This window comes from Limnohabitans sp. Rim47, assembly GCF_001517545.1.
GTDB lineage: Bacteria > Pseudomonadota > Gammaproteobacteria > Burkholderiales > Burkholderiaceae_C > Limnohabitans_A.
The window spans coordinates 196,276-209,092 of sequence record NZ_FBYA01000005.1 but is presented as its reverse complement, the minus strand read 5'-3'; the positions used below and the strand labels follow the sequence as shown (position 1 = coordinate 209,092).

General features: G+C 60.5%; 15 protein-coding genes. 13 read left to right on the top strand and 2 right to left on the bottom strand.

What is annotated here, in order from left to right; translation table 11 throughout:
• The first annotated feature begins 1 nt into the window (after position 1).
• The 3 genes from gmhB to BN3544_RS12725 are packed head-to-tail and all read left to right on the top strand — an operon-like array spanning position 2 to position 2,285.
• A complete protein-coding gene (gene gmhB / locus BN3544_RS12735) occupies positions 2-574 on the top strand; it encodes a D-glycero-beta-D-manno-heptose 1,7-bisphosphate 7-phosphatase (RefSeq protein ID WP_019430973.1) in 573 nt (190 codons plus the stop codon).
• Between the two features lie 13 nt (positions 575-587).
• Positions 588-1,337, top strand: a complete 750-nt coding sequence (locus tag BN3544_RS12730) for a lysophospholipid acyltransferase family protein (protein ID WP_026036831.1) — start codon at positions 588-590, stop codon at positions 1,335-1,337.
• 18 nt (positions 1,338-1,355) lie between these two features.
• Positions 1,356-2,285 (top strand): M48 family metallopeptidase, encoded by a 930-nt coding sequence (locus BN3544_RS12725; protein ID WP_019430975.1) that lies wholly within the window; start codon positions 1,356-1,358, stop codon positions 2,283-2,285.
• Here the strand turns inward: BN3544_RS12725 and BN3544_RS12720 are convergent.
• The gene (locus tag BN3544_RS12720; protein WP_019430976.1) at positions 2,276-3,412 is read right to left on the bottom strand and encodes an MBL fold metallo-hydrolase; all 1,137 of its coding nucleotides are present in this window, start codon (positions 3,410-3,412) and stop codon (positions 2,276-2,278) included. The genes BN3544_RS12725 and BN3544_RS12720 overlap by 10 nt on opposite strands.
• A gap of 131 nt (positions 3,413-3,543) precedes the next feature.
• Between BN3544_RS12720 and BN3544_RS12715 the strand changes: the two genes are divergently transcribed.
• The 10 genes from BN3544_RS12715 to BN3544_RS12670 all read left to right on the top strand — a co-directional run bounded on the left by BN3544_RS12715 (position 3,544) and on the right by BN3544_RS12670 (position 11,667).
• Positions 3,544-3,948: a MerR family transcriptional regulator gene (locus BN3544_RS12715; protein ID WP_019430977.1), complete on the top strand. Its 405-nt coding sequence runs from the start codon at positions 3,544-3,546 to the stop codon at positions 3,946-3,948.
• A 99-nt stretch (positions 3,949-4,047) separates the two neighbouring features.
• The gene (locus tag BN3544_RS12710; RefSeq protein WP_019430978.1) at positions 4,048-4,482 is read left to right on the top strand and encodes a PaaI family thioesterase; all 435 of its coding nucleotides are present in this window, start codon (positions 4,048-4,050) and stop codon (positions 4,480-4,482) included.
• A gap of 62 nt (positions 4,483-4,544) precedes the next feature.
• The gene (locus BN3544_RS12705; RefSeq protein WP_019430979.1) at positions 4,545-5,726 is read left to right on the top strand and encodes an isovaleryl-CoA dehydrogenase; all 1,182 of its coding nucleotides are present in this window, start codon (positions 4,545-4,547) and stop codon (positions 5,724-5,726) included.
• A 46-nt stretch (positions 5,727-5,772) separates the two neighbouring features.
• Positions 5,773-6,429, top strand: coding sequence for a carbonate dehydratase (gene can / locus BN3544_RS12700; RefSeq protein ID WP_036075513.1), 657 nt, complete (start codon positions 5,773-5,775; stop codon positions 6,427-6,429).
• 101 nt (positions 6,430-6,530) lie between these two features.
• On the top strand, positions 6,531-7,724 hold the full coding sequence (locus BN3544_RS12695; protein ID WP_019430981.1) for an acetyl-CoA C-acyltransferase: 1,194 nt from the start codon (positions 6,531-6,533) through the stop codon (positions 7,722-7,724).
• A gap of 13 nt (positions 7,725-7,737) precedes the next feature.
• On the top strand, positions 7,738-8,865 hold the full coding sequence (locus BN3544_RS12690; protein ID WP_019430982.1) for an acyl-CoA dehydrogenase family protein: 1,128 nt from the start codon (positions 7,738-7,740) through the stop codon (positions 8,863-8,865).
• A gap of 46 nt (positions 8,866-8,911) precedes the next feature.
• Positions 8,912-9,343 carry a rhodanese-like domain-containing protein gene (locus BN3544_RS12685; protein ID WP_019430983.1) on the top strand — a complete coding sequence of 144 codons (432 nt, stop codon included), beginning with the start codon at positions 8,912-8,914 and terminating at the stop codon, positions 9,341-9,343.
• A gap of 52 nt (positions 9,344-9,395) precedes the next feature.
• Positions 9,396-9,788, top strand: coding sequence for a YchJ family protein (locus tag BN3544_RS12680; RefSeq protein WP_019430984.1), 393 nt, complete (start codon positions 9,396-9,398; stop codon positions 9,786-9,788).
• 18 nt (positions 9,789-9,806) lie between these two features.
• Positions 9,807-10,454 (top strand): HAD family hydrolase, encoded by a 648-nt coding sequence (locus tag BN3544_RS12675; protein ID WP_019430985.1) that lies wholly within the window; start codon positions 9,807-9,809, stop codon positions 10,452-10,454.
• A gap of 37 nt (positions 10,455-10,491) precedes the next feature.
• Positions 10,492-11,667, top strand: a complete 1,176-nt coding sequence (locus BN3544_RS12670; RefSeq protein WP_369814615.1) for an MFS transporter — start codon at positions 10,492-10,494, stop codon at positions 11,665-11,667.
• Positions 11,668-11,681: 14 nt separating this feature from the next.
• On the opposite strand, the gene BN3544_RS12665 is transcribed toward BN3544_RS12670, so the two are convergent.
• Complete coding sequence (locus tag BN3544_RS12665; RefSeq protein WP_019430987.1) at positions 11,682-12,719, bottom strand: AraC family transcriptional regulator; 1,038 nt, start codon at positions 12,717-12,719, stop codon at positions 11,682-11,684.
• Between the last annotated feature and the right edge of the window lie 98 nt (positions 12,720-12,817).

Sequence of the window (12,817 nt, the reverse complement as noted above, 5' to 3'; positions counted from 1 at the left end):
CATGCAAATCAAACTCGTCATTCTGGACCGCGATGGCACCATCAACCGGGCCAGTGACGAGTTCGTCAAATCACCCGAAGAGTGGCATCCTTTGCACGGCTCCTTGGACGCGATCAGTCGTCTAAACCACGCGGGCTTTCATGTGGTGCTGGCCACGAACCAGTCGGGCTTGGGCCGTGGCTTGTTTGACATGGCCGCACTCAACGCGGTGCACAGCCACATGCTCAAGACCTTGGCCGCAGCGGGCGGCCGCATTGATGCCATTTTTTACTGTCCTCATGCCCCAGACGAGGCTTGCGCCTGTCGCAAACCCGCTCCTGGTTTGTTGCAGCAGATCTCAGAGCGTTACGGCATCGATCTGGCGGGGGTGCCTTATGTCGGCGACAGCCTGCGCGACATGCAAGCGGCGCAGATTGCCGGATGCGTGCCGCATCTGGTGCTGACCGGGCGATCTTCTGATGTTCAAGGCCAGACATTGCCGCCCAGTTTCCCGGCTCATACCCGGGTGCACGCCGATCTGGCTGCCTTTGTCGATCACCTCTTGGGTGACGCTTCTTCCACGACGCCGACTTGAATCGCCCCTGTCCATGAAACTAATTCGCTCCATCGCTCACCTTGTGTGGATGGCCATCACGGTCATCCCTTGGGCGCTGTTCGTGGTCGTGGTCTCTTACTTTGTCAGCAGCACCCGCCTGTATTGGATTTGTGCTGGCTGGCTGCGTCTGGCGGTGAACAGCGGCACCTGGATTCTGGGCATTGAAAACCGCATTCAGGGCATGGAAAACTTGCCCCAAGGCAGCAAAGATCCGGCGGTGTTGTTGGTCAAGCACCAGTCCACCTGGGAGACCTTTGTGATGCCCGCGATCATGCCGCACCCGCTGGCCTATGTGTTCAAAAAAGAGCTGCTCAGTGTGCCGTTTTTCGGCTGGGCTATGGGCCGTTTGGACATGATTCACATTGACCGCAAGCAGCGATCGCGCGCTTTTGCCAAGGTGGTGCAGCAAGGCCGTCGCCTGATGGAAGAGGGGGTGTGGGTGATCATGTTCCCGGAAGGCACGCGCATTCCACGTGGCCAAAAGGGCGAATACAAAAGCGGCGGTGCCCGCTTGGCCATTGCAGCGGGCGTGCCGATCATTCCGATTGCGGTCACGTCGGCGCGTTGCTGGCCGACCCGCGCGTTCGTCAAGACCCCGGGCGTGGTGGACATCTCGATCGGCAAAGCGATCGCCAGCGAAGGCCGCAGTGCCGAAGAGCTGATGCTCGAAGTCGAGACCTGGATCGAGTCTGAAATGCACCGCCTCGATCCCGAGGCTTATCCCGTCGCCACAGGCCTCTGAGCCGGCACGGGGCGAACCATGCGAGCGCCTTTGCAGTTTGTGCTGGATTTTTTCACGGGTGGCGATCCCGTGCAGGCCAAGCCCGTCACGCCTACCGCACAGCCCAGCGGGCTGAGTGCTTCGCCAACTGACCGTTCAACTGACCGTTCTTCGCCAGCTGTCGATCAGTGCTTGCCCGGTGATGCGCAGGTGCCCGCCCCCATCGGGTTCACCCACCCCGCAGCCAACCGTCATGCGCAGTTGCAAGATGTCGTGGTGTCTTACCGTTTTGAGCGCTCGCGTCGCAAGAGCATTGGCTTCATGGTGGGGGCCGATGGTTTGGTGGTGCGCGCGCCCAACTGGGTGACGTTGCGCGAGGTGGACGCCGCTGTGCAGGAAAAAGGCCCCTGGATCGTGGCCAAGTTGCAGCAGTTCAAAGAGCGGCAAACCGAACAATTTCAAAAAGCCATCGAGTGGCGTCATGGTGCTGAAGTGCCATTTTTGGGGCGCACCGTGCAGTTGTGTGTGCTCGAGCGCGGCGTGGGCCGCGTGCACGGGCAAGACATCGCGCCCGATCAAATTTTGCCGGTCACGGTGCCGCCAGGTGCATCGGTCACGCAAGTGCGCGATGCCGCGCAGGTCTGGCTCAAGAGGCAGGCCAAGGCCTTGTTTGAGCAGCGCTTGCAGCACTTTGCGCCGCTGTTGGGGGTGCGCTGGCTCAAGCTCAGTTTGTCGAGTGCCAGCACCCGGTGGGGCAGTGCGCGCAACGATGGCCACATTCGCTTGAACTGGCGGCTCATCCACTTGCCCATCAGCCAGATCGACTATGTGGTGGTGCACGAGTTGGCGCATTTGCGCGAGATGAACCACAGCCCCCGCTTTTGGGAAACCGTGGGTGAGGTCATGCCCGACTATGCCCAGCGGCGCAAAGCCCTGCGGCAAGCACCCGTGGACCTGTCTCAGGATTGAGCGGTGCTGAAACGGTAAATGCCGTCCGTGCCGCGCTGGCGCAGCAGCCTGCCTGCCAGGCACAGCAAGTTCAGGTGGGCCACGGCCTCACCCATGGCAAAAGTGGTTTGGTGCACATCCAGCGCTCGTTTGAAAATCAAGGGCAGCACATCGTGGGCACTGAGCGCTTGTGGGCTGCAGGCTGCCAGCAATTCGTCCAGCCGTTCTTGGTGGTGGGTATGCAACTGCGCCATGCGTGCAGCCGCGCCCTTGAAGGGGCGGCCATGCGAGGGCAGCACCAAGGTGTCGTCCGGCAGATGCGCCATCTTGTCGAGCGAGTCCAGAAACAGCTGCAGCGGATTGCTGTCGGGCTCCATGGCGTACACGCTGACGTTGGTGGAAATCGAGGGCAGCAACATGTCGCCGCTGATCAGCACCCCATGCTGCGCATCGTGCAAAGCCATGTGCTCGGGCGAATGGCCAAAGCCGCTGATGCATTCAAACGCATGCTCGCCAATCTGGACTGAAGCACCGGCCATCAAGCGGACATAGCTGCGTGGTACCTGCGGCACCATGCTGGTGTAGTAGCCCACCCGTGACTTGACCACGGCCAACTCTTCGGCCTTGTTCCAGCCGTGAGCGGCAAAAAACTGCACCGTGGCATCACCCCCGAAATTGGACACCCCCGTGCAGGCCAGCAAAGCCGATTGGTATTCGCTGGTGCTCATCCACAACGGGGCTTGCCAACGATCACACAGCCAGTGCGCCAGGCCCATGTGGTCTGGGTGCATGTGGGTTACCAGCACGCGCAGGATCGGCAAGCCTTGCAGCACCGATGCTTCTATTTGCAGCCAAGCCGTGCGGGTGGCGGGGTTGTCGATGCCGCAGTCCACCGCAGTCCAGCCCTCTTGCACCACGCCCGCTTGCGTGGGGTGCGGCATGCGGTCACGCAAAAGCCACAAGTTGATGTGGTTCAGCGCAAAAGGCAAGCCCATGCGCAACCAGAAAATGCCCGGCGCTACCTCGATGGCCGCGCCCAATGCGGGCAACTGTTCATCGAGTGGGTATTTCAAGGGGGCAGCCATGGAGACGGGCTCGGCGCGTGTCGCAGGAATTTGCATCACGGGCGCTGTGGGCAAGGTGGACATGCGTCAGGTAGTTTGGGTTAGCATTCGAATCATTGACGTTAACGTAACGTCAAACATGAATTTGCATTCTAGGGGGCGGGTTTTGACCCTGCTGTCTCTCTTGTGCAATCCAGCGAAGGACCCTGTACGCCATGGCGAATATTTACACGATCAGCGATTTGGCCCAGGAATTTGACCTGACCACCCGCGCCATCCGTTTTTACGAAGACATGGGCTTGTTGGAGCCCGAGCGTTCTGGGCCGGGCGGGCGCAACCGGGTGTATTCGGCCCGCGACCGCACCCGCCTAAAACTGACCTTGCGGGCCAAGCGCCTGGGCCTGTCGCTCACCGAGGCCAAGGACCTGATCGACATGTACGACAGCCCACGTGACACCGGCCCCCAGTTGAAAAAGTTTTTGGTCGTGCTGGCCGAACACCGTCGCCAATTGGAATCGCAACTGGCGGACCTGGAGGCGACGCTGGACGAAGTCAAAACCCACGAAAAAGAAACCCGCAGTTTGCTGAACAAGACAAGCAAAGCTTCAGGCCAGGTTTGAGTCAGGGGCATTTTCTGGGCAGTGATCCGCCCATTTTTTCAATTGACGTTGACGTAAACGTCAATTAAAGTCCCGGCTTGACTTGACCACAGGATTCATGTGACCACAGCCTCTTTTCCTCACGAGCGTGTTGCCCTCAGTCTGGCCCGTCAGGGCTTGATGACCCATTTGGGGGTGCGCTTGCTGTCGGCCACGCCCGGCCAGGTGGAGCTGGCCTTGCCCTACAGCGACAAGCTCACCCAACAGCAAGGCGGCTTTCATGGCGGTGCCATTGGCGCACTGGCCGACATTGCCGGAGGCTACGCGGCCCTCACCGTGGCCCCAGAGGGCATGGAAGTGGTCACCGTCGAATACAAAATCAATTTTTTAAACAGTTTCCAAGGCGGTGAAATCCGCGCCATTGGCAAAGTGCTCAAAGCCGGACGCCGTGTCATCGTCACATCGGCCGAGGTGGTGCACATCGATGCCGATGGCAAAACATCGCCCTGCGCGGTGATGCAGCAGACCGTGGCACCCGTTGCCCAAACGTACTGACCTCTATTTTTTTGAATCACAGCGCATCGCGCTCAAGCCCCACAGCCCCTAGGAGCCCTCCCATGAACAACCTGCCCGGCCTGAATTTCCAACTCGGTGAAGACATCGATGCTCTGCGCGACGCGGTGCGTGATTTTGCGCAAGCCGAAATTGCCCCGCGTGCGGCGCAGATCGACCGTGACGATCAATTCCCCATGGACCTGTGGCGCAAGATGGGCGACTTGGGCGTGTTGGGCATCACCGTGGGTGAGGAGTACGGCGGCGCGAACATGGGGTATTTGGCGCACATGATCGCCATGGAAGAAATCTCGCGAGCCAGCGCCTCTGTGGGCCTGAGCTACGGCGCGCACTCCAACCTGTGCGTGAACCAAATCAAGCGCAACGGCACGCCCGAGCAACGCGCCAAATACCTGCCCAAGCTGATCAGTGGCGAGCACGTGGGCGCATTGGCCATGTCCGAACCCGGCGCGGGCTCGGATGTGCTGAGCATGAAACTCAAGGCCGAAGACAAAGGCGGTTATTACCTGCTCAACGGTTCCAAGATGTGGATCACCAACGGGCCCGATGCCGACACCTTGGTGGTCTACGCCAAGAGCGAGCCCGAGCTGGGCGCACGCGGCGTGACCGCCTTTTTGATCGAGAAGGGCATGAAGGGTTTTTCGATCGCGCAAAAGCTGGACAAACTCGGCATGCGCGGCAGCCACACGGGCGAGCTGGTTTTCAACAATGTGGAAGTGCCTGAGGCGAATATTTTGGGTGGCCTGAACAATGGTGCCAAAGTGCTGATGAGCGGCCTGGACTACGAACGCGCGGTGCTGACAGGTGGCCCGCTGGGCATCATGCAAGCCGTCATGGACAACGTGATCCCCTACATCCACGACCGCAAGCAGTTTGGCCAAAGCATTGGTGAATTTCAGCTCATTCAGGGCAAGGTGGCCGACATGTACACCGTGCTGCAAGCGGGCCGCTCGTTTGCCTACACCGTGGCCAAAAACCTCGACTTGCTGGGCGTTGAGCATGTGCGTCAAGTGCGCAAGGATTGCGCCAGCGTCATTTTGTGGACCGCCGAAAAAGCCACCTGGATGGCGGGAGAGGGCGTGCAAATTTTTGGTGGCAACGGCTACATCAACGAATACCCGTTGGGCCGTCTGTGGCGCGATGCCAAGCTGTATGAAATCGGCGCGGGCACCAGTGAGATTCGCCGCATGTTGATCGGCCGCGAATTGTTTGCCGAAACCTGCTGAAACCGCCTGTCACGAAACGGTCTGGCGGCACTGCGACAATCCCAGCATGAGTACATCACTGCAACACCTTTTTGACAACAACCGTGCCTGGGCCGAACGCATGGTCACGGAGAACCCAGCCTACTTCTCGCGTCTGGCCAACCAGCAAAACCCCAAATATTTGTGGATCGGCTGCTCCGACAGCCGAGTGCCTGCCAACCAGATCACCGGGCTGGACCCGGGCGAAGTGTTTGTGCACCGCAACGTGGCCAACGTGGTGGTGCATTCCGACCTCAATGCCCTGTCGGTCATCCAGTACGCGGTCGATGCCCTCAAGGTGGAGCACATCATGGTGGTCGGTCACTACGGCTGCGGCGGCGTCTTGGCCGCCACGCGCGGCACCCGCGTGGGCTTGGCCGACAACTGGCTGCGCCATGTGCAAGACGTTCGCCTGCGCCACCGTCAGCGCCTGAACCATTTGCCCCAAGAACAGCTCGAATCGGTCATGTGCGAGATGAACGTGATCGAGCAAGTGGGCAACGTCGCCTTGTCCAACGTCATGCAAGACGCCTGGAGCCGGGGCCAAAAAGTCACCGTGCACGGCTGGATTTATGGCCTGGACAACGGCTTGGTCAAAGACCTGGGCGTCACCATGAGCAACGCCAGCGAGGTGGTCAATGTGTTCCGCAGCGCATTCAAGCGCTATCCGCGCGGCGGCATGTGAGGCCCATGACCGGCGTGTGTGGCGTACACCTTCAGGCCTCTTTCCTCGGTGGCTTCAGCCGGCGAAAGTTGACTTCTTTATGAATTTTTTGGAGAAACCCCATGTCCGATCCCATCGTCATCGTCAGCGCTGCCCGCACCCCCATGGGCAGTTTTCAAAGCGACTTCGCCAGCTTGGCCGCCCATGATCTGGGTGGCGCCGCCATCAAAGCCGCGGTCGAGCGTGCGGGCCTGAACTCGCAATTCAGCCCGGAACTCGTCACCGAAGTGTTGTTTGGCAATTGCCTGATGGCCGGGCAAGGTCAAGCGCCCGCCCGCCAAGCCGCGTTCAAAGGCGGCTTGCCCAAGAGCGCGGGTGCGGTGACGCTCTCCAAAATGTGCGGCTCGGGCATGCGTGCGGCCATGTTTGCGCACGACATGCTGGTGGCCGGCACGCACGACGTGCTGGTGGCCGGGGGCATGGAAAGCATGACCAATGCGCCTTATTTGATGCTCAAGGGCCGCAGCGGCTACCGCATGGGCCACGACCGCATCTTTGACCACATGATGCTCGATGGCTTGGAAGACGCTTACGAGCCCGGCCGCAGCATGGGCACATTTGGCGAAGACTGCGCGGCCAAATACAGCTTCACCCGCGCCGAGCAAGACCACTTTGCCACCACCAGTGTGCAGCGCGCCAAGGCCGCGACCGAGTCGGGTGCCTTTGCGGCAGAGATCACCCCTGTGACGGTGAAAGACCGCAGCGGCGAGCGCGTGGTGTCCATCGACGAAGGCCCCGGCAAAGTCAAGCTTGACAAGATCACCAGCCTCAAACCCGCCTTCAAAAAAGACGGCACCATCACTGCCGCCAGCAGCTCGTCGATCAACGACGGTGCCGCCGCCATGGTCTTGATGCGCGCCAGCACCGCCGCCCAACTCGGCTGCAAGCCCTTGGCCCGCATCGTCAGCCATGCCACCCAAGCGCAAGAGCCTGAATGGTTTGCCACCGCGCCCGTGGGTGCCACCCAAAAGGCCTTGGCCAAAGCCGGCTGGAAGGTCGAAGACGTGGACCTGTGGGAAGTCAATGAAGCCTTTGCCGTGGTGCCCATGGCGCTGATGAAAGAGCTGAACGTGCCGCACGACAAAGTCAACGTGAACGGTGGAGCCTGTGCATTGGGCCACCCCATCGGCGCATCGGGTGCCCGCATCATGGTCACGCTGATCCACGCGTTGAAAGCGCGTGGCTTGAAACGCGGCCTGGCCACTCTGTGCATCGGCGGTGGCGAGGGCACGGCGGTGGCCTTGGAACTGATCTGAACGAAAGAGCCCCATGCTGCTGACCCCCGACCAAGAAATGATCCGCGATGCGGTGCGCGACTTTGCCCAGCGTGAGCTGTGGCCCCACGCCGCCGAATGGGACAAAAAGCACCATTTCCCCAAAGAGGTGCACAAGGGCCTGGCCGAGCTGGGCGCTTACGGCATCTGTGTGCCCGAAGAGCTGGGCGGTGCGGGCCTTGACTATGTGACGCTGGCACTGGTGCTCGAAGAAATCGCGGCCGGAGATGGCGGTGTGAGCACCACCATCAGCGTGACCAACTGTCCGGTGAATGCCATCCTGATGATGTACGGCAATGCCGCTCAAAAAACGCAGTGGCTCACGCCCTTGGCGCAAGGCCAGATGCTGGGCGCGTTCTGCCTGACCGAGCCGCATGTGGGGTCCGATGCATCAGCCCTGCGCACCACCGCCGTCAAGGAGGGCAACGACTACGTCATCAACGGTGTCAAGCAGTTCATCACCAGCGGTAAGCATGGCGATGTGGCTGTTGTGATTGCCGTCACGGATAAGGGCGCGGGCAAAAAAGGTCTGAGCGCCTTCTTGGTCCCTACTAGCGCCGCGGGTTATGTGGTGGCCCGTCTGGAAGACAAGTTGGGCCAACACAGCAGCGACACCGCGCAGATCAACTTCGACAGTTGCCGCATCCCGGCTGAAAATCTGATCGGTCAAGAGGGCGAGGGCTACAAGATCGCCCTGTCGGCACTCGAAGGCGGACGCATTGGCATTGCTGCCCAAAGTCTGGGTATGGCTCGCAGCGCATTGGATGTGGCGATCGATTACGCCAAGCAGCGCGAAAGCTTTGGCACCGCCATCTTCAACCACCAAGCGGTGGGTTTTCGTTTGGCCGAATGCGCCACACAGCTCGAAGCGGCGCGTCAACTCATTTGGCACGCGGCCAGCCTGCGCGATGCCGGTCGCCCTTGCCTGAAAGAAGCCGCCATGGCCAAGTTGTTCGCCAGCGAAGCGGCCGAAAAAGTCTGCTCGGCCGCCATCCAGACGCTGGGCGGCTATGGGTATGTGAGCGACTTCCCGGTCGAGCGCATCTACCGCGATGTGCGCGTGTGCCAGATCTATGAAGGCACCAGCGACGTGCAAAAAATCATCATCCAGCGCGCGCTTTGATGCTTGCAAAAGCCTGCAAAGAAGCCAATCGATAACGGGAGAAAATATGCCGATCACCAAAGGATTCCAGGCGCTCGTTGATGAGGCCATGACCCAAGTCACGACGTACAACGTGGACGAAGTTCGGGCCCGCCTGAACGACCCGAACGTGCAGATCGTTGACATTCGCGATGTGCGTGAACTTGAGCGAGAGGGCACGGTGCCCGGCGCATTGCTCGCGCCACGCGGCATGTTGGAATTTTGGGTTGACCCGGCGTCGCCGTACTTCAAGCCGGTGTTTGCCGACGAAAGCAAGCACTTCATTTTGTTTTGTGGGGCTGGCTGGCGCAGCGCCTTGGCCACCAAAACCCTGCAAGACATGGGCATGACCAATGTGGCCCACATCGACGGCGGTTATGCCGCCTGGAAAAAGGCCTGCGCGCCCATGGTCACGCTGGCGCAGCACAAGGCCGAAAGCGCTTCTCGAAAAGGCGCTTGATGCCCGATTCTCGTAGGTTGGCGGCTTCAGCCCTGACCTGCAAAACAAGCCTATGAATTTGACACACTGTCCTTGCTGCCGCACCAACGCCAAAGGTCAAGCACTGCGTTTTGATGCTTGCTGCGGCCTTTACCACGCCCAGCCAAACGCCCCCGATGCCGAAAGCCTGATGCGTTCGCGTTACAGCGCTTTTGTGCGCGGGAATGTGGACTACCTGTTGGCCACCTGGCACCGCAGCCAGCGGCCCGCCGAATTGGCGCTTGAAGCGGGGGCGCAATGGCTGGGTCTGGAGATCAAGCAGCATCGCCAGACCGGACATGACACCGCTGAAGTCGAATTCGTCGCCCGCTTCCGTGTGGGCGGCAAGGCCGTGCGCCAGCACGAACGCAGTCGCTTCTTGCGCGAAGACGGGCGTTGGTACTACGTCGATGGCGATGTGCTCTGAGCCTTTATGATTCGCCGCATGAACTTTGAAGCCATCTTGTTTGACTGCGACGGCGTGCTGGTGGACAGCGAAGCCATCACCTGCGGTGTGCTGCGTGATATGTTTGAAGAACAAGGCTGGCGCATGACCCTGGCCGAGTGCATGCAGCGCTTTGTCGGCCACACCGTCAAAAGCCAGCGCGACACCATCGAGGCCCACACCGGTCAGCCTTTGACCGATGTCTGGCTGGAGCAGTTCTTTGCCCGGCGCAACGAGCGGTTGACGCAAAACATCACGGCCATCGAAGGCGTGCACGAAGCGGTGGCGCATTTGCACGATCACTGCCAAGGGCGCATTGCGGTGGCCTCGGGCGCAGACCGCTTCAAGGTCGAGATGATGCTCAAACAAGTGGGCTTGATGGACTTCTTTGAAGGCCGCATATTCAGTGGGCACGAAATGCCCCGCAGCAAACCGCACCCCGATGTGTACTTGGCCGCGGCCGCACATTTGCAGATCGACCCTGCGCGCTGCTTGGTGATCGAAGACAGCACCGTGGGCATCACGGCGGGGGTGGCCGCTGGCGCGACGGTGTGGGCGTATGCCCAGCCGCCCGCTGAGCATGCACCGCTGCTGCAGGCGGGTGCACAGCGGGTGTTCGCCGGCATGCACGAGTTGCGCTTGGTCTGAAGCTTTGACACAGCAGCCCTCTACTGCTTTGCGCAAAATTCCAGCAGGTGTTTGGGCCTTGGGTTTTGTCAGTCTGTTGATGGACATTTCCTCGGAAATGATTCACAGTCTTTTGCCACTTTTTATGGTGGGCGTGCTGGGGGCCAGTGCCTTGACGGTGGGTTTGGTCGAGGGCATCGCCGAAGCCACGGCCCTGATTGTCAAGGTCTTCTCCGGGGTGATCAGTGACTACCTAGGCAAGCGCAAAGCCTTGGCGGTCATAGGCTACACGATGGGCGCTTTGAGTAAACCCTTATTCGCCCTGGCGCCGACCATGGGCTGGGTATTGACGGCGCGGTTTGTCGACCGCATCGGCAAAGGCATTCGTGGCGCACCACGAGATGCCTTGGTTGCTGACATCGCCCCACCCGAAGTGCGCGGTGCAGCATTTGGCTTGAGGCAATCGCTGGACACTGTGGGGGCTTTCCTTGGGCCGTTGTTGGGTGTGGGCTTGATGCTGCTTTGGGCCAACGATTTCCGAGCCGTATTCTGGGTGTCCGTGGTTCCTGCTGCATTGGCGGTGGCCCTGCTGGTGTGGGGTGTGCAAGAACCTGTCCGGCATGAAAGTAAAGCCAAACGCAATCCGATCCAGCGTGACAGTTTGAAGTGTTTGAGTCGGACTTATTGGGGGGTCGTCGTCGTGGGCGCGCTGTTCACCCTGGCCCGGTTCAGTGAGGCTTTCTTGGTGATGCGTGCGGAGCAAAGCGGCATGGCGCTGGCCTGGGTCCCTTTGGTCATGGTGGCCATGAACTTGGTGTACGCGACCACGGCCTATCCCTTCGGCTGGCTGTCTGACCGCATGAGCCATCGGGCATTGTTGGGCTGGGGCTTGCTTGTGTTGGTGGCTGCCGATCTGGTGTTAGCCAGTGGCCACCATGGGATTCGTGTGCTGTTGGGGGTGATGCTGTGGGGCGTGCACATGGGGATAACCCAAGGCTTGTTGGCCGCCATGGTGGCAGACACTGCGCCCGTTGATTTGCGCGGGACTGCGTTTGGTTTTTTCAATCTGGTCAGCGGCATGGCCATGCTGGTGGCCAGCGTCTTGGCTGGGTTTCTGTGGGACCGCTGTGGTGCCTCATTCACCTTCTATGCGGGGGCGGCGTTTTGCGTGACCACTTTACTTGGCCTGATCCTCATACCGGACGACAAATCGCCTGCATCCCCGGCCGGCTGATCGCGCAGAGCGGGTCACTGCCCCGATCTAAACTCGTCGGGCGTTTGCCCCGTCCAAGTCTTGAACGCCCGCATGAAGCTTTTTTCGTTTTGAAAACCCACTTCTGAAGCAATCTGTTTGATGGCACGCGGCGTGCGCAGCAGCAGGTCCTTGGCCAGGTCGCGCCGCACTGCGTCTTTCAGTTGTTGCAAGCTGGCCCCTTCTTCTTTCAGTTGCCGGTGCAGGGTGCGGGCCGACACGTTGAGCCAAGCGGCCAGGTCATCGGCATTGCGAGTGCTTTGAGGGTGTTCGGCCAGGGCCTGGCGCACCTTTTCTACCAGCAGGCGGTCACGCCGATAAGGCCGCACCGTGAGCAACAGCGCGCGTTGCAGCATGCGTTGCAATGCGGCCTCGTTGCGCCGCACGGGCAAGCTCAGGTAACCCGCATCGAACTGCAGGCTGTGCTCTGCCGTGCTGAATTGGGTGGGTCCGTCAAACAGCACGCGGTAACTGTCTGCGTGTTGCGGTGCGGCAAATCGCAAGTTGGTTTGCCGCAGCGAAATGCGCGAGTCGGTCAGCCAGCAGGCCACGCCAAGCACGTTGCGCAGTACCGACACCACGCAAAATTCCTGTAGCGCCCCCAAGTCTCTGTTTTCTTGCAATTGAAGACTGACCACGCCCTGTTCTTGTTTGATCTGCAAATGGATGTCGTCTGTCAGCAGGCCGTGGTGGCGGCACCAGCGGTTCAGTGCCACGCCCAAGGTGGGCGCGGTCAACGAGGCCCGCACCAGCATGCCGTAGCTGCCCCAAGGCAGTCGGCGGCTGAACCAGCCCAGCGCCTCGTCGTCCAGTTCGCGCATGGCGGTGGCGGACAGCCACTCCATTTGTGTGGCGGTGATGCGTGCCTCGGTTTGCTTGAGTGAGCTTGGCGCAATTTGTGCTGTCGACAAGGCTGTGCTGGGGTCCAGGCCACGTTGTGTGTAAGCCATCACGATGGCTTGTACAAATGCCATCGGCGTCTCGGCACGGCCAATGGCATTTGGGCTGGGAAGGGCGCTGATCGAGGTACTCATCGTGGCGATGATTGTGGCACGATTTGCAACCCAATTGACGCCATGCCAGACGCCTGCAGGCGCTAAGCTGGCGGGCATTGCACGATCGATGCGACGCT